This window comes from Methylocapsa acidiphila B2 (assembly GCF_000427445.1).
GTDB classification, from domain to species: Bacteria; Pseudomonadota; Alphaproteobacteria; order Rhizobiales; family Beijerinckiaceae; genus Methylocapsa; species Methylocapsa acidiphila.
The window spans coordinates 2,262,273-2,281,019 of record NZ_KE386496.1 but is presented as its reverse complement, the minus strand read 5'-3'; the positions used below and the strand labels follow the sequence as shown (position 1 = coordinate 2,281,019).

General features: G+C 61.0%; 20 protein-coding genes. 15 read left to right on the top strand and 5 right to left on the bottom strand.

The genetic code is table 11. From position 1 onward, the window contains the following. The first annotated feature begins 7 nt into the window (after positions 1-7). Positions 8-493, top strand: a complete 486-nt coding sequence (locus METAC_RS0113155) for a VOC family protein (RefSeq protein ID WP_026607397.1) — start codon at positions 8-10, stop codon at positions 491-493. A gap of 155 nt (positions 494-648) precedes the next feature. Here the strand turns inward: METAC_RS0113155 and METAC_RS0113150 are convergent, their stop codons facing one another. Then, complete coding sequence (locus METAC_RS0113150; RefSeq protein ID WP_210162542.1) at positions 649-1,230, bottom strand: hypothetical protein; 582 nt, start codon at positions 1,228-1,230, stop codon at positions 649-651. A gap of 237 nt (positions 1,231-1,467) precedes the next feature. After that, positions 1,468-2,235 carry a bestrophin-like domain gene (locus METAC_RS0113145; protein WP_026607395.1) on the bottom strand — a complete coding sequence of 256 codons (768 nt, stop codon included), beginning with the start codon at positions 2,233-2,235 and terminating at the stop codon, positions 1,468-1,470. A 212-nt stretch (positions 2,236-2,447) separates the two neighbouring features. On the opposite strand from METAC_RS0113145, the gene METAC_RS0113140 reads away from it, so the two are divergent. The 5 genes from METAC_RS0113140 (at position 2,448) to METAC_RS0113120 (ending at position 6,600) form a co-directional block, all read left to right on the top strand. Next, complete coding sequence (locus METAC_RS0113140) at positions 2,448-3,287, top strand: 23S rRNA (adenine(2030)-N(6))-methyltransferase RlmJ (protein WP_026607394.1); 840 nt, start codon at positions 2,448-2,450, stop codon at positions 3,285-3,287. 142 nt (positions 3,288-3,429) lie between these two features. Next, the gene (locus tag METAC_RS0113135; RefSeq protein ID WP_026607393.1) at positions 3,430-3,642 is read left to right on the top strand and encodes a cold-shock protein; all 213 of its coding nucleotides are present in this window, start codon (positions 3,430-3,432) and stop codon (positions 3,640-3,642) included. A gap of 239 nt (positions 3,643-3,881) precedes the next feature. Next, positions 3,882-4,475 carry a glutathione S-transferase N-terminal domain-containing protein gene (locus tag METAC_RS0113130; RefSeq protein WP_036256477.1) on the top strand — a complete coding sequence of 198 codons (594 nt, stop codon included), beginning with the start codon at positions 3,882-3,884 and terminating at the stop codon, positions 4,473-4,475. A gap of 85 nt (positions 4,476-4,560) precedes the next feature. Then, complete coding sequence (locus tag METAC_RS0113125; RefSeq protein ID WP_026607391.1) at positions 4,561-4,893, top strand: (2Fe-2S) ferredoxin domain-containing protein; 333 nt, start codon at positions 4,561-4,563, stop codon at positions 4,891-4,893. A gap of 117 nt (positions 4,894-5,010) precedes the next feature. After that, a complete protein-coding gene (locus METAC_RS0113120; protein WP_026607390.1) occupies positions 5,011-6,600 on the top strand; it encodes an FAD-dependent oxidoreductase in 1,590 nt (529 codons plus the stop codon). 24 nt (positions 6,601-6,624) lie between these two features. Here the strand turns inward: METAC_RS0113120 and METAC_RS0113115 are convergent, their stop codons facing one another. Continuing rightward, positions 6,625-7,182: a GrpB family protein gene (locus tag METAC_RS0113115; RefSeq protein WP_026607389.1), complete on the bottom strand. Its 558-nt coding sequence runs from the start codon at positions 7,180-7,182 to the stop codon at positions 6,625-6,627. Positions 7,183-7,312: 130 nt separating this feature from the next. Here METAC_RS0113115 and METAC_RS23560 point away from each other — a divergent pair, with 130 nt between their 5' ends. The 6 genes from METAC_RS23560 (at position 7,313) to METAC_RS0113080 (ending at position 12,959) form a co-directional block, all read left to right on the top strand. Next, positions 7,313-8,275: an LLM class flavin-dependent oxidoreductase gene (locus tag METAC_RS23560; RefSeq protein ID WP_036256473.1), complete on the top strand. Its 963-nt coding sequence runs from the start codon at positions 7,313-7,315 to the stop codon at positions 8,273-8,275. 174 nt (positions 8,276-8,449) lie between these two features. Continuing rightward, the gene (locus tag METAC_RS0113105; RefSeq protein WP_026607388.1) at positions 8,450-8,767 is read left to right on the top strand and encodes a hypothetical protein; all 318 of its coding nucleotides are present in this window, start codon (positions 8,450-8,452) and stop codon (positions 8,765-8,767) included. Between the two features lie 173 nt (positions 8,768-8,940). Then, on the top strand, positions 8,941-9,282 hold the full coding sequence (locus METAC_RS0113100; protein ID WP_026607387.1) for a hypothetical protein: 342 nt from the start codon (positions 8,941-8,943) through the stop codon (positions 9,280-9,282). A gap of 404 nt (positions 9,283-9,686) precedes the next feature. Next, complete coding sequence (gene xoxF5, locus METAC_RS0113090; RefSeq protein ID WP_026607385.1) at positions 9,687-11,483, top strand: lanthanide-dependent methanol dehydrogenase XoxF5; 1,797 nt, start codon at positions 9,687-9,689, stop codon at positions 11,481-11,483. A 95-nt stretch (positions 11,484-11,578) separates the two neighbouring features. Further along, complete coding sequence (locus METAC_RS0113085) at positions 11,579-12,100, top strand: c-type cytochrome, methanol metabolism-related (protein WP_425338932.1); 522 nt, start codon at positions 11,579-11,581, stop codon at positions 12,098-12,100. Between the two features lie 10 nt (positions 12,101-12,110). Further along, complete coding sequence (locus METAC_RS0113080; protein WP_036255577.1) at positions 12,111-12,959, top strand: substrate-binding domain-containing protein; 849 nt, start codon at positions 12,111-12,113, stop codon at positions 12,957-12,959. A gap of 13 nt (positions 12,960-12,972) precedes the next feature. Here the strand turns inward: METAC_RS0113080 and METAC_RS0113075 are convergent, their stop codons facing one another. Continuing rightward, positions 12,973-13,563, bottom strand: a complete 591-nt coding sequence (locus tag METAC_RS0113075; protein ID WP_026607382.1) for a hypothetical protein — start codon at positions 13,561-13,563, stop codon at positions 12,973-12,975. A 515-nt stretch (positions 13,564-14,078) separates the two neighbouring features. Between METAC_RS0113075 and METAC_RS0113065 the strand changes: the two genes are divergently transcribed. Together METAC_RS0113065 and folP are read left to right on the top strand one after the other, a co-directional pair. Continuing rightward, the gene (locus METAC_RS0113065) at positions 14,079-14,462 is read left to right on the top strand and encodes a 4a-hydroxytetrahydrobiopterin dehydratase (protein ID WP_026607381.1); all 384 of its coding nucleotides are present in this window, start codon (positions 14,079-14,081) and stop codon (positions 14,460-14,462) included. Positions 14,463-14,770: 308 nt separating this feature from the next. Further along, the gene (gene folP, locus METAC_RS0113055; RefSeq protein ID WP_026607379.1) at positions 14,771-15,598 is read left to right on the top strand and encodes a dihydropteroate synthase; all 828 of its coding nucleotides are present in this window, start codon (positions 14,771-14,773) and stop codon (positions 15,596-15,598) included. A 26-nt stretch (positions 15,599-15,624) separates the two neighbouring features. Here the strand turns inward: folP and METAC_RS0113050 are convergent, their stop codons facing one another. Continuing rightward, the gene (locus METAC_RS0113050) at positions 15,625-15,855 is read right to left on the bottom strand and encodes a hypothetical protein (protein WP_026607378.1); all 231 of its coding nucleotides are present in this window, start codon (positions 15,853-15,855) and stop codon (positions 15,625-15,627) included. Between the two features lie 352 nt (positions 15,856-16,207). Between METAC_RS0113050 and METAC_RS0113045 the strand changes: the two genes are divergently transcribed. Continuing rightward, positions 16,208-18,733 carry a glycosyl hydrolase family 28-related protein gene (locus METAC_RS0113045; RefSeq protein ID WP_026607377.1) on the top strand — a complete coding sequence of 842 codons (2,526 nt, stop codon included), beginning with the start codon at positions 16,208-16,210 and terminating at the stop codon, positions 18,731-18,733. The last annotated feature ends 14 nt before the right edge of the window (positions 18,734-18,747 follow it).

Genomic DNA, 18,747 nt, shown 5'->3' with positions numbered 1-18,747 from the left:
GGGAGCCATGAATCTGCGCCAAAAAGTGCGGGCCTGCCTTTGGTTTGATCGCGAGGCGGAGGAGGCGGCGAATTTCTATGTCTCCTTGTTTGCGTCTTCGCGCATCCTCGACATAGCGCGTTACAGTGAGGCCGGGCCGGGAGAGCCGGGTTCGGTCTTGACGGTCGTCTTTGAGCTTGCCGGCGTTCAATACCTCGCGCTCAACGGCGGTCCCTATTTCAAATTCACGGAGGCGATTTCCCTATCGGTCGATTGCGCGGATCAGGCGGAAGTCGACGAGCTGTGGGACAAGCTCGGCGCCGGCGGCCAATATAGCCGCTGCGGCTGGCTCAAGGATCGCTATGGCCTTTCCTGGCAGATCGTCCCGGCGCGGCTTCCCGAATTGATCGGCGGCCCCGATAAGGCGGGCGCAAAACGGGCAATGGAGGCGATGCTGCAAATGAGCAAGCTCGACGTCGCCGCGCTCGAAAGGGCCTATGCCGGCGCCAGTTAAAGGATGGTCCAAAAAAGTTGATCGAGTTTTTGGTGATGTTTCAGTTTGAATGCCTGCGATGGGTGGAAAGCTGCCATTCGCCGCGATCGCGTAAAGCTGAGGAATGTCGTCTTAACAAGCACCTGACATGCTCCGTGCGGGCATGCCGTGGCTGGTTACCGTGCGCCACTGGAATTGGCGGCAAGCAGCGCAACGAGACTGAGAAGCTCGTCCCTTTCAGCAACGCCTTCTCGTCCAGGTCCAAAGTACGGGATGCTCAGGAAGTCGACCAACTGACTGTTGGAGAAGTCGGCGAGCAATTCGGTTCGGCCACTGCGGAGAGCCTCGACGATCTTCCATCCGCTCACGCCGACCGGGTCGACCAACTTGAGGTTCCCCTTGCGGTCGGCCATGACATTGCCTTCACGAACATCAGACCCGGCCCACAGGCGATAACGCGCTCGCCCTTCCGCCAACAGGTTTCGGATGCGAGCTCGTAGCGCGACGAGATCGGCTTCATCGGGCGCCACTGCAGGGCCAGGAGTCGGCGGAGGGTAACCGGTGTCGTTTGCTATGCCAAGCGCGGCGCAAAATGTCGACGCGTCTGTTTCTTCGGCTGGCCACAACCTCTCCATTACGACGACGTAGCCATCTCGGATTAGGGGCAAGACGCCCTCCATCTTGGGCAACCAGCGATTAGCCGGTCCGCTCAGGCATTCATCGACGAACATTCGATAGCCGGGATCGAAAGGTGTCACGCGTATCGCCCGGGCGTCGCTTGGGTCCGCGAAAACCCACGACCAGTCACCAGCGCCGACATGACGCCAGCCAGCTTCTTCCAATAGCTTGCAGGCCTCAGAAGCTGACATGTTCGCTGGGATGGGCGGCACAGGGACCATGACCCAATCTACCGCTGCTGAACGAAAGAGTCCGCTTTGGGTCGAAAGCTAAACCATTCCATTAAATTGGAACGCGCTCTTGCTTGCGTCGACGCCTCAATCCAGCGAGGCGCGCAGATCGATCAGGCTTTGCTGGCTTTTCGTGATAAAGCCTTGCCGCGGCTCGTGGATGTCGCAGATCACGATGGTGACCGCCGTGACGAGGACCGAGACGATCGTCGTCGCGACGAAAGCCCGGTCGCCGGCGATGCCGCAGCCATAGCCTGTGATCGCCATGGCGACGAGCGCGAGTAGGCCGAGTAAGCCGAACATTTGGATGGGCAGGCGATTCGCTGCCGCGGCCTCCCGCTCCGCGCCGGAGTCAATGACAGCATTGGCCGCGACGATGAATTGCGCCGCCACGGCCGATCGATCCTGCTCGGCGAAACGGACGGCGATCGCCCATAAGTCCTTTTGGGCCTCGGCGCCGCGCTTGGCCGCCGACTGCGCTTGCGTGGCGTCGTCCGCGGCCCATTCGAGGCGAAGGTCCAAAACGCGCCGCAGCGCCTGGGACGCCTGTTGCGCCAGCGGCTTCGGCAGGAGCTGGGCGCGTAGAAGGGCCGTCGCGATGGCGTTGGCGTCCTTCACGACGAGCAGTCGCCTTTCCTGGTAATTGGACATCGAGGTCGAATAGGTGAAGCCGAGCAGCAGGGCGAGAAGGCCGAGGATGGAGGCCTGGAGCGATCCCGTCTCGAATTTCGCCCTTTGCCGCGCGGCCTCGCCGAGGCGCCGCCCGGCGCGAAACCCAAATTCGGTGGCGAGGATCAGCGGCGCCAATCCGGCGAGGAAGGCGATCCAGACCGGATAGCCATAGAGGGTCGGCATCGAGACGCGCCTTTATTGGAGAGAGGGACATGGTGGTGGCAGGCGGCGGAGCGGCGTCCCGCGCCGGTCTTTGCGCCATAGCCCTATTTGCGTTGATTCGAGCGAAATGGAATTGACACATCCCGAACCGACCCGATCCGGTTTGCGGCCGCGCCGTTTCGACGGACGGCGAAACAAGCGCGCGACGGCGCGCGGGACCCTGAATTACCGCCATGAATTACCGCCATGAATTTCACGCCGGCAATTTCGCCGACGTGCTCAAGCATATTATTCTGACCCGCATCCTTCTGCATCTGGCCGCCAAGCCGGCGCCCTTCCGTTATATCGAAACTCATGCGGGAAGCGGGATCTATGACCTTTCCGCTCCAGAGGCCGAAAAAACGGCCGAATGGCGCGGCGGCATAGGCCGGCTCGCGGCGGCCGAACTGCCGCCGGAGGCGCAAGCCCTTATCGCGCCCTATCTTAACGTCGTCGCCCCATTTCTCGACGCGAAGCCGCGGCGCTATCCGGGGTCGCCGGAAATCGCCCGCGCGCTGTTGCGGCGCCAGGACCGCATGATCCTGTGCGAGCTGCATCTGCGCGCCTTTCAGGATCTGCGCGCGCATCTGGGCGCCGACCGGAGGGCGAAGCTGATCGAGATCGACGGCTATGTGGGCCTCAAAGCGTTCATCCCGCCCGTCGAGCGGCGGGGCCTCGTATTGATCGATCCGCCCTTTGAAGACGCTGAGGAATTCTTGAAGCTGGCCAAAGCCCTGGAGGGGGCGCAGCGCAAATGGGCGACCGGAATCTTTCTCCTCTGGTATCCGGTCAAGGACAAAGGCCAAGTCGACGCTCTCGCTCGGACTCTGGCCGAGGCCGGCGCGAAATCGCTCTTGCGGCTCGAGCTTCAGGTCGCGCCCGATACGGGGAGCGGGCTGGTCCGAACCGGGCTCATCATCGTCAATCCGCCGTACCGGCTCGATGCGGAGGCCGAAATCATCCTGCCAAGCTTGAGCCAAAGCCTGGCCAAGGGCGCGTCCGGCCATCTCATCGAGTGGATCGCGAAATCATGAGGCGCCTTGCCAAAGCTTGACGCTGCTCCAGTTTCTTCAAATCGGACTCATTCTAAAACGGAGTCCGATGCCGCAAGGCCAAGTGCGGCCCCTCTATGTAAGGGGCCAAAAAGCAAGAACTCGATGGGAAGGGAAATGTCCTATGTCGCAGCAGGGAACCGTCAAATTCTTCAACGCGGACAAGGGCTACGGCTTTATCAAGCCGGATGACGGCGGGCGCGATATTTTCGTCCATATCACCGCCGTCGAGCGCGCCGGTTTGGCGTCGCTCGCGGAAGGGCAACGCGTCGCCTTTGAAGTGGAGCCGGATAAGAAAGGCAAGGGGCCAAAAGCGGTCGATTTGCAAGTTCAATAGTTTCTGCGCGGCGGCCGAGCGCCGCGTGGGGAGCGTTTCTCGACTAAACGGGCTCATCCTGTCGGTCGACGCATCGCTCTGACGTCTCAAGACTCGAAGCATATTCCTTGGAGCATAATCCTGCGGCGGAGGGGCGCGTCGTGCGGGAGGCGGTGGCTTGACCTTTAGCTCGCCTTATGCGGACGGTTCCTTATGCTGCGCCCGCCGCTGGCTGGCCCAAGGAGATTGTCGTGACGAAGCTGATCTTGCGCACCTCGCCTGCGTCGCCGTTCGGGCGGAAGGTCCAAATTATCGCCGCCCTCGTCGGCTTGACGGATCGGCTCGAGATCATCGCCGCCGACACGAACGATCCGGCCGACGTGCTCCGCGAGCAAAACCCTTTGGGCAAGATCCCAACCCTCGTCCTGAGCGACGGGACGTCCTATTACGACAGTCGCGTGATCGTCGAATATCTCGATTTTCTCGCTGGCGGAGACGTCGTGATCCCGGCCGATCCGGCGATTCGGTTCAGGACCCTGACCAAGGCCGCGCTCGCCGATGGAATAGCCGACGCGAGCCTGCTCCAAATCTATGAGGAGCGCCTCCGCGAACCTGCGGCGCGCAACGAGAAATGGCTGGCGAATCAGGCGGACAAGGTCGCACGCGGTCTCGCCGCCTTCGAAGGCGCGCCGCCCGAGGGCCGCCGCGACGTCGCCCATGTCGCTCTCGCCTGCGCGCTTGGCTATCTCGACTTGCGCTTTCACGGCGCCTGGCGGGAAACGCGCCCGAGGCTCGCGCACTGGCTCGCAGGGTTCGCGGCCGACGTTCCAGCCTTCGCGGCGACGGCGTCTTAGCCTGTCTGTGGGCGAATGACGGCATGAACGGCACAAGAATTGAATAATTCTAAGTGCGGTTTAGTCGCCAATCTAGGACGGGTTTATGTCGCTCGATATACCGATAGTCTTCAAGTACCACGTATTCGCCTGTTTCACGAAGCGGCCGCCTGGCCATCCGCGCGGGAGTTGCATGGAGAACGGGGCCCAGCCGCTTTGGGACCGCCTGATGCAAAAGGTCGAGGCCAAGCAGCTTCCCGACGTAAATGTGAGCGCCTCGGGCTGCCTCAGCTTTTGCCGCGCTGGTCCGCTGATGGTCGTCTACCCCGAGGGGATCTGGTACAAGCCAGAGAAGGTCGAGGACATCGACGAGATCATTCAGTCGCATTTCGTTGAGGGCAATCCGGTCGAGCGCCTGATCATCGTCCCGCAGCGCTGAGCTGACGGCGGCGAGGCGCGGGATCCGCCCGCGATCGGCCCATGTCTTGCTAAGTTCATGGGGCGGATCGCGGAGAAGGCCGCGCGGCGCGGCAATATTCGGTTCGGGAGAAGCATCATGCTGGACACTGCAATCGTCGGCGGCGGCTTGTGCGGGCTAGCGCTCGCCGCAGGCTTGCAGGCCCAAGGGCGGCCCTTCACCCTGTTCGAGGCGCGCCCAAGATTGGGGGGGCGCGTGCTTTCCGAGCCCTCCGAAAAGGCCGGCATGCGGGTGGATCTCGGTCCGACCTGGTATTGGCCCGACACGCAGCCCGGCATGACGCGTCTGGTCGCGGATCTCGGCCTTGTGAGCTTCGCCCAGCATGACAGCGGGACCGTCATGCGGCTGCACGACCACGACAAGCGCCCTTCGCCGACCGAGAATGAAAGCGTTCACGCCGGGGCGCGGCGGGTCGAAGGCGGCATGCTTTCGGTGATCGAGGCGCTCGCCAAGAAGATCCCCGCCGAGCGGCTGCGCCTCGAGCAGGCGCTGACCACGGTCTTCAATCGCGGCGATCACGTCGAGCTGCATTTCCGCCAAGGCGACGCCTTGCTCGTCGTTCAGGCGCGGCGGGTCGTCCTCGCCATGCCGCCGCGCGTCGTCGAGGAGCACGTTCGTTTCGAGCCGAGCCTGGACGACCAATTGGTCGAGGCTATGCGCGAGACCTACACCTGGATGGCCGGCGAGGCGAAGGCTGTCGTCGCCTATGAGCGCCCCTTGTGGCGCGAGGCCGGCTATACCGGCAACGCCTATGTCACCCATGAGCAAGCCGTTCTTGGCGAAGTCTTCGACGCCTGCGACGCGACGGCGACTCGCGCGGCGATCGGCGGCTTTCTCGCTCTGCCGCCCTCCTTGCGCGAATCCTTTAAGGCCGGCCTGCCGATGTTGATCGGCAATCAGATCGGCCAGCTCTTCGGGCCCGAGCTCGAGCATGGCGAGCAACATTATCAGGACTGGGCGACAGAGCCCTATACCTGCTCGCGGCGCGACCTGATCCCGCCCGACGATCATCCTCATTACGGCAATCCCTTCTTGCGGCAGGCGGCCTGGAGCGGCATGCTGTTCTTCGGCGGCTCCGAGACGGCGAGCTATGCGGGCGGCTATATGGAAGGCGCGCTCGACTCGGCGCGCCGACTCGCCAGGGAAATCGGCCGTTTCGCTCCGGTCTTCTCCGAGACTGAGGAGAAACCCGCCGGCTCGAACGCCGAGAGCGTCGCCTTGTTCAGCCAATGGGTGGCGGGGCGGCAGGCGGAGCTGCTCGACGCGTATCGGACCCAGCTCAACCGCCTGCTGGCGAGCGCCGACAAGGAGATCGTAACGCAGCGGGCGATGGTCGCGACCATGGAGCAGACTTTCAGCGCCGCCCTTCTGCGGCTCGAGGATCTGTCTTTCGACATGAGCCATGTCGCGGTCGAACGCGGGAGGTCATCCTTGACGCCGGAAATCCTCAAGACATTCGACGGGCTTATCCAGCACCTCATCGATTCCGTGATCGAATATAACCGCACGTCCTGCGCCCTCTCGAATTTTCCGGGGGAAGACAAGCTCTCGAAGGACTATCTTCAGGCGATCCTGCGCGACATCGCGGCGGCCTGGAAGGAGTTTTGCCTTTCGGTCAACGCCTATTTCATTTCGCGCACGCCGGCGGGCGCGCTCGCAGCGTCATAAGCCCTGTTTGGCGGCGTTTGAGCTTCAGGTTGAATTCCTGCGAAGATCCGGTTCTCGCGTCTCAAACCAAATGAGCGCTTTCGCTTCGATCACTTGAATCCACGCAGCCTTTTTATCGGTGTAGGCGTGTGAATCGTCCGGGTGCAGGTCTCGCGCTCTGCGTTTTTCATGCTCATATGCGCGGGCTGCTTCGGGATGCGTGCGCAAGTAGTCTCTAAAGGCGATGTGACGCCGGACGTCTGGCGAGTCCGCCTTGAAAAAGTGAAGCTGCCCCAGGCGAATGCCGATCTTATCGGAAAGCGTGCAATAGCGCCTTCCCGAAATGCCGAGTTCGCCATGCCAAACGTAGCCGAGAGCCTCGACGTGCTGGCGTTGTTGGTCGAGCACCGCCAAATCGGTGACGAGGGGCATCAGATCGATGATTGGCTTGGCGCCCAGCCCTGGCACGGAAGTCGAGCCGATATGATGGACAATTACAAGACTCGAGCCGAGCGCCTGCTTTAAACACGCGGCATAGCCGGCGGCCATCCCCGGCCAATCAGCGTTATATTCGACGAGGGTAACTGGGATCGGCGGCGGCATATTGAATGCTTCGACGGCATTTGGCGAAATAGAAATTGAGCCGCAATCCTGGCTCGTTTTGAATATTTCGTATATTGAAATGCGCCCCACGCCAATTGGCCCCGCCTCAGTCGGCCAATCCGAGAGGAAAATGCGTCTCGGACTCTTCCTGAATTTCGAGCATGGCGAGGAGACCAATCTCGCCGCGTTTCAGCGCCAGATCGATCTCGCCGAGAAGGCGGAGCTTTTTGGGCTCGACGAGCTGTGGGCTTCCGAGCATCATTTCAGCGCTTTCACCCAATCGAGCGCGACTCTAGCGCTCATGGCCTATCTCTCGGGCCGAACCCGGCGGATCAGGATCGGCGCGGCGGCGATCCTGCTGCCTTTGCACGATCCCATCCGTCTCGCCGAAAATCTCGCAACGATCGACCTGCTCTCGCAGGGGCGGCTCAATCTGGGCCTCGCCCGCGGCGGGCCTTTTCCTGCTCAATATGCGCATTTCAACGTCGATCCCGGGGAGGTGCGGGCGCGCTCGGACGAGGCGGCGAATCTTCTCTTTCGATTGCTGGCCGAGCAGGATGTGACTTTCAAGGGCCGCTGGAGAAGTTGCGAAGGCGTGACGGTCTATCCCCGTCTCCTCCAGCCGCGGCTGCCGGTTTGGGTCGCCTCGGCCGATAAGGGCGCCGTCGTGGCGGCGGCGCAGCGCGGGCAGGGGCTCATGGCGGGACATGCCTGGTCGCCGGAGCAGATGAGCGAGCTTTGCGCCACCTATCACGCCGCGGCTCCTGACGGCGCCGACCCTGACCTCGTCATCCTGCGAAACGTCTGCGTCGCGGATACGGACGAGGCCGCGCAAAAGGCCGCTCTGCCGGCGCTGCAGCGCTTCGCCGATAAGATGCGGCTGCACATGGGACGCCCGCCCGCCGCAGTCTCGCTCGAAAGCGCTCTGACGCATGCGCTGATCGGATCGCCTGAGACTTGCCGAACCAGGCTTGACGCTCTGCGCGCAGCCGTCCCCGTCGGGAGCCTCGTCTTGAAAATCTCCTGCCTCGATCCGGGCTTGGCGGTCGAGAGCCTTCAGCGCTTCGCCAGCGAGGTCGCGCCGCGGGCCTAGGGCACGTTCAGAAAAAGTCGATCAATCTTTTCTGAACATGCTCCCGCTCGTCCAATCGGGACGCGCTCGGGACGTCAGCAGCGCGCGCAAAGAGCGAAAACGCACAAACACGGGCGACGCGGTGCGGCATAGATCATGCTTATATAGCGAGGTCTTGCCTCTCGAGGGGACGCCATGTTTTCGAACCGGTTATTTTTTCAGGCGCAACGCTTTCTGTCGGGCGCCGGCTTGGCGCTGGCGCTGGCCTTCGCCCTTTTGATCGCCCATTGCTATCTGGTCGGCGGCCGGGCGCCCGCCATGCTTCTCGGCGTTTTTTTATGCATGACCTGCCAGGTTTTCCTGCCCCTGGCGGCCTTCGCGCTTTGGGGACTGCTGACGAGGCGGAGGCCCGCCCGTCGCTCCTGGAGCGCGGGCCCGCGCGAGGGCAGGTTGAGATCGCGGCTCGGAGCTTTCCTCGACGCTCCGGCGCCTCATCTCACGCCCGGCGAGTAACCCGACGCCGGGGCGTCAAAGCTCTAGAACCGCGGCTGCGGCCGATCTATGCTTGAAAAGACGCAATTGGATAATTGGTCGACCAAATCCATTGGTCTGCCCATTTTCCTTGCGCGTCGCTCGCCCGCGTCATCTCATCGATGCGCCGCGTCTTCTTGCATAGATATTGGCCGATGAAGATCCTTTACGCCTCACTTTTGCTCTTGGCTTCCGGCGCGGGCGCGGCGGCGGCCGACGCCGCCAATGATTATCCGACGGAGGCCCGCGCTGATTATGTCTTCGTCTGCATGAAGGCGAACGGAGAGACGCGCGACGCGCTGAAGCGCTGCTCCTGCTCGATTGACGTCATCGCGTCCTTGCTTCCTTACGAGCGCTATGTCGAGGCGGAGACGGTCGCCAGCATGAGCCAAGCGCAGGGCCAGATCGGCAGTTTGTTTCGCGCGAGCGAACTCGCCAAGGCCACCGCCGCGGATTTGCGTCGGGCTCAGGCCGAAGCGGAAATTCGCTGCTTTTAGGATTTTCCAAGGCGCGCGTCCGTCCATCATTGCGCTGTCGCGCGTCGGCCCCCAAAATCCGTGCATCTCGAAGGAAATCGCTCGGCTCCGATCGCGTCGGATAACGGGCGCCGAAGCCAAATCCGCCGATTTTCTTGGATCGGGCGGCGCTCTGCGCGGCGTCTGGAATGGCTATTGTGTCACAGGATGCGCCAATATATACGTCTCGTGGAGTTTTCCGGCTTCAAGAAGTCAGCGGACGGGACCGCGGGCGCTCTTTGAACGTGAGGCAGGGCCTCCGTGTGGAAACTGCAATGCCTCGTCGGCGTCATGACACGCGGTCGGCGAAGGCATTCTATGAGAGGCGGCTGCCGAGGCGCGATAAGCATCGCAGTCGCCACGACTAAACTGTCCGGAGGAAATGAATGCGCAAGTTCCTGCTTATGTCCTGCGTCGCAGCCACGGCGCTTTTGGCCAGTGGCGCCTCTTACGCCAATGACGAATTGATCGCCCTTTCGAAAGACGCCAAACAATGGGCGTTGCCGACGGGCGACTACGCCAACCGCCGCTATTCCGAGCTCGACCAAATCAATTCCGACAATGTCAGGAATCTCGTCCCGGTTTGGAGCTTCTCGACCGGCGTGCTGCGCGGCCATGAGGGCGGCCCGCTGGTGATCGGCGACGTGATGTATTTCAACACGCCCTTCCCCAATATCATCTATGCGCTCGATTTGAACCACGACGGCAAGATCCTTTGGAAATATGAGCCGAAGCAGGATCCGAACGTCATTCCCGTCATGTGCTGCGACACGGTCAATCGCGGCGTCGCCTATGCCGACGGCAAGATCATTCAATATCAGGCCGACACGACGCTTGTCGCGGTCGATGCGAAGACCGGCGCGGTCGTCTGGTCCGTCAAGAACGGCGATCCGGCCAAGGGCGAAACCGGCACCTCGGCCCCGCAGGTCATCAAGAACAAGGTTCTGGTCGGCATCTCCGGAGGCGAGTTCGGCGTCCGCGGCCATGTCACGGCCTATGACCTCAAGACCGGCAAGAAAGTATGGCGCGGCTATTCGGTCGGCACGGACGCGGACACGCTGATCGATCCCGAAAAGACCACCTATCTCGGCAAGCCGGTTGGCAAGGAATCCAGCACCTCGAGCTGGAAGGGCGACCAGTGGAAGATCGGCGGCGGGGCCACCTGGGGCTGGTTCTCCTATGACCCCGATCTGAACCTCATTTATTACGGGTCGGGCAACCCCTCGACCTGGAACCCGGTGCAGCGTCCGGGCGACAATCGTTGGTCGATGACGATTTGGGCGCGCGACGCGGACACGGGCGTCGCCAAATGGGTCTATCAGCTGACCCCGCATGACCAGTGGGACTATGACTCCATCAACGAGTCGATCCTCGTCGGTCAGGAAGCGCGCAAGGTTCTCGTCCACTTCGATCGCAATGGCTTCGGCTACACGATCGACCGCGTCACCGGCGAGCCGCTCGTCGCCGAGAAATTCGATCCGGCCGTCAACTGGGCGACCAAGGTCGATCTCGACAAGAACTCCAAGACCTATGGCCGCCCGCTCGTCGTCAAGGAATTCTCGACCGAGGCCAATGGCGAGGACGTGAACACCCAGGGCGTCATGCCGGCCGCGCTCGGCGTCAAGGACCAGCAGCCGGCGGCCTATTCGCCGCTGACCAATCTGTTCTACATCCCGGCCAACCACGTCGCGATGGATTACGAGCCGTTCCGTGTGAGCTATGCGGCGGGCCAGCCCTATGTCGGCGCGACTCTGTCGATGTATCCGCCGAAGGGCGATACCAATCTCGGCAATTTCACCGCCTGGGACGCCAAGGCCGGCAAGATCGTCTGGCAGAAGAAAGAGCCCTTCTCGGTTTGGTCGGGCGCGCTCGCGACCGCCGGCAACGTCGTCTTCTACGGAACGCTGGAAGGCTACCTGAAGGCCGTCGACGCTCGCACCGGCGACGAGCTCTTCAAATACAAGACCCCTTCGGGCATCATCGGCAACGTCATCACCTATGAGCACAAAGGCAAGCAATATGTCGCGGTGCTCTCGGGCGTCGGCGGCTGGGCGGGCATCGGCCTCGCTGCTGGCCTGTCGAAGGGAACCGAAGGTCTTGGCGCGGTCGGCGGCTATGCGTCGCTCGCAAATTATACGGCGCTCGGCGGTCAGCTGACCGTATTCGCCCTTCCGGGCAAGTAAGCGCCTCGTCGCTCGCGTCCCAATCCGCTCGGCGCATCAGCGCCGAGCGTCTTTTTGGACGCTCGCCTTTTCCAAACAAGGATAGTCTCGTGCAAATCAGCTCTTTGGTGCGGGCTGCTTCCCTCACCCTCATTTTTGCGTGCGCAACTGCGGCCAACGCCGAAGCCCCGGCCCCCTCCAAAGCGGTCAAGCAGGACGACGGCGGCAAATATCTCGACTCCAAAGGCGATCCGACCTTCAATGTGAAGCCGGACGGCGCGGTGGACTGGTTCACCTATTCCGGCTTTCGCCGCTATCACTCGGAATGCCATGTCTGCCATGGTCCGGACGGTGAGGGCTCGACCTATGCGCCGGCGCTCAAGGAATCGGTCAAGAATATCAATTACGCTGAATTCTACGGCATTGTGGTCGGCGGACGCCAGAATCTCGGCGGCGGCGAGAACAAGGTCATGCCGGCGCTCGGCGACAATAAGAACGTGATGTGCTACATCGACGACATTTACGTCTATCTGCGCGCCAGATCGGATGATTCGATTCCGCGTGGGCGTCCGCAAAGTCATGAAGACAAGACGCCGAAGACGACGGAAGCCGAACACGCTTGCCTCGGCGATAAGTGATCGAAGCGTCATGCGCGGTTGGCGGATCGTCGCAGTATGTCTAGCTTCGGCTTTGGCGCCAGTGGCGTCATGCGTCGAACTCCACGCGCAGCCGGCTGACGAGTTCTCCATCGAGCTCGTCGATCCTCAAGTGCTGCGGGTTTGCGCCGATCCTCGCAATCTGCCTTATTCCAACGAAGCCGGCGAAGGTTTCGAGAACAAGCTCGCCGAGCTTTTTGCGCGAAAGCTCGGCAAGAGCTTAGCCTATAGTTTCTACCCCGGCGCGACGGGCTTTATCCGCAATACGCTCAACGCGCATCGATGCGACGTCGTCATGGGAATCCCGCAAGGCGACGACATCGTCCAGGGAACCAATCCCTATTACCGCACCGCCTATGCCTTGGTCGTGAAAAAAGGATCGGGCCTGGAGAGCGTCGAGACGCTCGAAGATCCACGCTTGAAGGACAAGCGGATCGGCATTGTCGCCGGCACCCCTCCGGCGACCAATCTTGCGCTTAACGCGCTTCTGCCCAATGTCAAATCCTATCCGCTGGTCGTCGACACAAGGCATGACGCGCCGACCTCGGAGATGATCGCGGATCTCGAGCAAGGCCGCATCGACGTCGCCATTCTCTGGGGGCCAATCGCCGGATATTTCGCCAAGAAATCCGCGGTGGGGCTGAAGATCGCGCCATTGGTCAAGGAAGCCCAGGGGCCGCGCCTCGTCTATCGGATCGGCATGGGCGTCCGCCACGCCGACCAGGACTGGAAGCGCCGCCTCAATGCGCTCATCGCTGAAAGCAAGGGCGAGATCGACGGCATTCTCGAGGCCTATGGCGTGCCTTTGCTCGATGAGAATAATGCGCTTTTGAAGCCTTGAGCTCGAATGTGGTTCAAGGCTGCGCTTGCTTCAATCTGGCCTCAATGGCCTTGGCGAGAGCAAACATTCTTTGCTCGATCAGGGTCGGCGTCTCGCAGACATAGGTCAGCGTTTGGTGGCCCTCCTCGAAAAGACGCAGGTCCAAGGCCAGGGCGTCCGCTTTCTGATCTTTTCCCTCGTTCTCTGGCGACGCCGCGCCCGATTGGATCAAGGCGTTCTCGGCCCGGATCTTGGCGGCGAGCTCCCTTTGCCCGCGCCCGAAACGGCGAAGGCCGTCGATGACTTGCGCGCGCTCGGCGTTGAGCCTCTCGAAGAGCGCCGCGAAGAGGGCGGTCAGCTCGGACTCTCGGTTCGCGCCCTTGGATCGCGCGAATAAGTCGATCGCGGCTTCGGCTTGGTCGAGCGGCAGGCGCCGCGCAGAGAGTCGAGCGACAAGATCCTCGAAGGCGGCGTCGGTTGGCTGCTTCTTGTCCTCGATCGACGGCCCGGACCAGACCGCGGGCAACGAGATCGTTTCGACGAGAATCTGCTGACAGGGCCAGTCCGGGTCGGTCTTGGCTTTACCGCGCTGCTGCGAAAGGGCGTCGTATGAGCTTAGCGTCATGACGGTCGCCGCGACTGACGCCGCGAACGCGAGTCGCCGAAAATCCCTTGACGGCGAGGGTCCCAAGCCTCTTGAAGGCGAATTGGTCGAACCGGACATGGCGAAACTTTCTGTATGCTGCTGCGATGCGCCGAGAAAGGTGCGTCTGGCGCATTTCTAGCTTCCAGATCAAGCGCTTTTGGATGGATGGGTCCAGACGTCCCGATGGAGTTCCAAAAACGAGGGCAGGCTTTTATGCGAAAGTTCGGCCTTCACTTTTTGACATCCTGCGCCGCGCGATGGATCGCGGCGCGCTCCTGGGAGTTAAAAGGCATCAGTAGCGCGCCCGAAGAGGACAAGATTCGAGAGCCGCGCGGACGGGCGTCGTGCGCCGGTTGGTCGCTCTGAATCGATCGGAGGCCAAATCGCGGCATGCAGGTGGACCAATATGCGCGGATTTGTTTGCAGCGGATGCGTATGCACGCGGATGGGTCCGATCCAGATGCATCGCGATCTCAAGGGAATTGGATTTAGCCATGAGCCACGCCGCCGAGGAGAGAACTTATAGCGAAGATGAAGTCAAGGAAAGGCTCGCGCGCGAGTTGCCCCATTGGCGATTGGAGGGCGGCTGGATCCGCCGCACCTACAAGACCGCGAGCTGGAAAGGCACGCTAATGGTGATCAACACGGTCGGCCATCTCGCGGAAGCCGCTTGGCATCACCCGGATCTCACCGCCTCTTACGCCTGGGTCGAGGTTCGCTTGCAGACCCATACGGCCAAGGGCATTACTGACAAGGATTTCGAATTGGCGAAAAAAATCGAGGACGTCATTTTCTGGAGGCCGGGCAAGGAAGGCGGGGCTCTGGAAGGGACGCCCGAGGGCGATCAGCGTTTCGCCTATATCAAATACGGAGCGTGACGCGCGCTGGCATGAGTGACTCACAGAGGGACTTTGACGCGTTGCACTCGCAGGCAGATAGGAGACGCATATGAGGAGGAGATGCGAATGAGCCTCGTGGAGTTGATTCTCACCGTTTGCAGCCTCGCCAATCCTTCCTCATGCGAGGAGCGCCAGCTCGCTTTTCTGGATCAGGGATCTTTGATGCAATGTATGTTGCAAGCGCCGCCGACTATAGCGCAATGGTCCGATAACCACCCGGATCGGAAGGTCGTGAAATGGCGGTGCAGCTATCCGGATCAAGCGAGGAAATCCATTTGAGCGGAACCATGGCTGGAGCCGCCGCGGCGCGGCGCGACGCTTTTTTGGCGCGCGCCGGCAAGCATCCCCTGGTGATGGGCATTGTGAACGTCACCCCGGATTCGTTTTCCGATGGGGGCCGTTTTCAGGAAGCGTCCGCGGCCGTCGCCCAGGCGCGTCGGCTCGTCGAGGATGGCGCGGACATTATCGACGTAGGCGCCGAATCGACCAGGCCCGGCCATCAGCCGGTATCAGCCGAGGTGGAGCAGGCGCGACTCGCGCCGCTGCTTGGCGAACTCGTCGCGGCAATCGACCGGCCGGTGTCTGTGGACACGTCAAAAGCCGCGATCGCAGGCTGGGCCGCTACCCAGGGCGCGGCCTTTGTCAACGATGTATGGGGCCTGCAACGCGATCCGGCCATGGCCGATGTCGCGGCTGAAGCCGGGCTCGGCGTCATCATCATGCATAATCGGGAGGAGGTCGATCCCGGATGCGACATTGTCGCCGATATGCGCCGTTTCTTCGATCATTCCTTGAAGCTCGCAGCGAAAGCCGGGATTCCCTTGAGTCGCATCATTCTCGACCCCGGCATCGGCTTCGGCAAGACGCGGGCGCAAAATCTCGAGGCTTTGCATCGGTTGACGGCGCTGCGGGATTACGACCTCCCTGTCCTTGTCGGGGTTTCGCGCAAGTCGCTTCTCGGCCCAATCCTCGGAGACGGCGCCGATCATCGGCTTATCGGGACGATCGCCGCCAATCTTGTCGCCGCCGCACATGGCGCGTCGATCTTTCGCGTCCATGACGCCGCCGAGCATGTTGCTGCTTTCAAGGTGTTCGAGGCGATCGAAACCGCTTGATTTGAGGCCACAGAGGGCGCCGAGCGTCACCGCATGATCGCGCGTATCGTCTTGACCTGTTCGGCGACGGCGGCGTCGCCTTCCGCCTTCGCCTCGAGCTCGGAAAACAAGATCCAGCGCTTGGCGTCGTCGTCATAGGCGTAAACGTCCTTATGCGCGTTTTCTCGGCGGGCGCGGCGGACGAGATCGTCCAAATAGGGCTCCCTCGCCTCGATATATTTGCAGTAGGCGCGAATGAACGCGTAATCGCTGGCCATTTTCCAGTCCTCGTTGTGTAGCGGGCGCGTCTCTCGCATTCGTCGGTCGACGTCATGCAGTGATCGCTCTTTCGCCTAACATCAGGCGCACGTCTCGTCATTTCCTTCCGCACATACTGTCGCAAGGCTCACGCCAGTTATAGTGCTGCGCTGTTGAGCCGCAGCGTCATGCAGAATCAGCAGAACCTAAAAACCCATTTATTTTCAATCAGGTAACTGTTGCAGCGGCTAGCCAAAAAACGTAACGTTCAAGCTTATTAAAAATATGACTAAATTATGTTGATGTATATCAATTATAATAACTGCGCATGGCTGTTCAAATACGACTGTCAATTGTCGTATGGAGTTAGTCATGCCGTCGATTCAACGTCTGGCAAGATCGATCGCCCTATTCGGGGCTGGCTTTCTGCTCGTTTCATCCCACGCGGCCTCGGCGAAGCCGATCATTTTCAACCAGCCCTTCTCGGCCAGTCCTGGCGACGTCATCAGCGTCACTGGAACCGGCTTCGGCGCGGCGCCGCAGGTCTTTTTCAAGTCGGTCCACGAATCCAAAACCGCACAGCCTGCAGTCTTGCGCGGGCAGAGCACCGTCGCAGTGTTTCAAGTGCCCGCGACCCAATCCATCGACACTTACGAGTTTTGGATCTCAGACGGCGCGACCTCGAGCGCTCACGCCTACATCAATATGCCGCGCGCCATGCAGTTCAGCGGGCCGGACATCGCTCCCGGCCAATATTTTCGGATCTGGGGCCGAAACCTCTATTTGAACGGCGCAACGCCGCGAATCTACTTCATCGACGTTGCGACCAATTCATGGCTCGCGCCCGTCACGCCGGACTTCACCGGACCCAACGACGCCTATCAGCTCTACTTCAAGGCGCCGAACGGCATAGCCGCCGGAAAGACCTATCAGGTCGTGGTGACCAACACCTTTGGCTCGGCGACCGCCGACAGCACGCTTCTCGGCCACGCCGCCGGAACCGACGCCTATGGCGTGGGGCAAGCCTGGGGGAGCGAATTCATCGCCCAGAATGGACCAGGCTACAAGGCTGGCGTCGCCGGAACCAATGAGAACGACCACCACGTCTATGACGTGACCAGCGATCCGTCCCTAAGCGTCCACGCCAAGGGCGACGGCGTCACCGACGCGACTTGGGCGATCCAGCTCGCGATCAACACCGCCGCCTCGCATGGCGGCGGCCTCGTCTATCTTCCGGCCGGGACCTATCGCCTCGCCTCTCCGGCAGGCGTCGGGCTCACCTTGAAATCCGGCGTGATGTTGAGGGGCCACAGCGCCGCCGACACCAAGATCGTCTATGGCCCCACCACGCCGCAGGCGACCTCGTATCAATTCTTCGCCATCTACTGGCCGCCCGGAACCAGCCTCTCCGGCATCGCGGACCTCTCCCTACAAAATATCGACAAGACAAGCCAGGTCGTCGTTAGCGCCAACACCAACCTTGGATCCGTGAGCAAGATCGCCCTTTTGCGCGTCAATTGGGATGAAGGCAGCGGCCAGCCCATTTTCATGCAGGGCGACAGGGTCATGATCCGCGATTGCACGATCACCCAATCGCCTAACAATCAGGTCCCCTATTCCGATGGCGCAAGCGGTTTGGGTCCGATCAATTTCGGGCAAGTGAGCAATCTCTCCTTCCTGAACAATACTGTGTCCTGGTTCAGCGGCCAGAATTTGATGGACGATATGACAAATGTCGTGATCGACGGCAACCATTTCACCCGCAACGCCGACCAGATGGTCGCGACGGCGGCGCAGACGAGCTGGCCCTATGTCACCTGGCCCTGGCCCGGAAAGCCGATCGCCGTCGGCGACGTCATCGAGCGGACGCCCGGCCGGCAGATGAGCATCAATTTCGGCAACAGAATCGTCGTCGAGAACAATATTTTCGACACCGCCGGCGCCGTGATGAAATTCAATTGGGATGACGGGGAGACTTTCCTTAGCGAGGGCGGCGGTCAGAAACAGCGGTCCGACAGCGGCACGACGACCTCCGCCACCTCCCTGACGATTGCGGATGATTCGCGCTCCTCGAGCATCCCTTGGAAATACTATAGCAATTCTGTGTTGTCCGTCGTCAGCGGCGCGGGCGCGGGACAGATCCGAAATGTCGTCGCCCACAATAACAATACGTTCACGATCGATCAGCCATGGGACGTCATTCCATCGCCGGGAGATCATTTCGCAATCGACGTGCCCTCGTTGCAAAATGCTCTTATCACCTACAATAACATGAGTGGCAATCGACGTGGGATCCTCATTTACACCGGCGAATTTCTCAACATATCCATTATTGCAAATTCTCTCACTGACAATGGCGGGATCTGGACGCGGCCGGACCAACACATCGATCCCGACGGCGATGGAGGCTTCAATTTCAGCAGGGTGCGCAATCTGGAAATCAACCGCAATATTCTGACGAATGCAAAAGGCATATTCAATTCGTATATAGATTTGGACTTCGGCCTTATTTCGGAGAACACGTTCTTTGGCACCAGCACCGATGGGGTCGAGATCCGCAACAATAAAATCACCGGTTTTCCCGGCACGCCGGCCGATGACTTTTCATCCGAAGGTTATTACAACTTCGCCCAATTTCAGAATTCAAGCGGCAGCTTTGTCGATCAAGGCGTCAATTTGATCATCGGCACCGTATTTCAAGGGGACAATTGCACGAATTGTGGAACGAATTTCCGCTTGGGCACCGGCGATCTCGATGCGGTGATCTGGAATTCGACAGTGACTACGAGCGGAGGCACGACGACCGTCTCGGCGATCAACGCCTCTCAGTTTGTGACTGATCTCAAAATTTGGAACACTGCTTCGAAAGCTTCGGTAGGGACGCTCTTCGGCCCCTGACATGAATCTTCCGA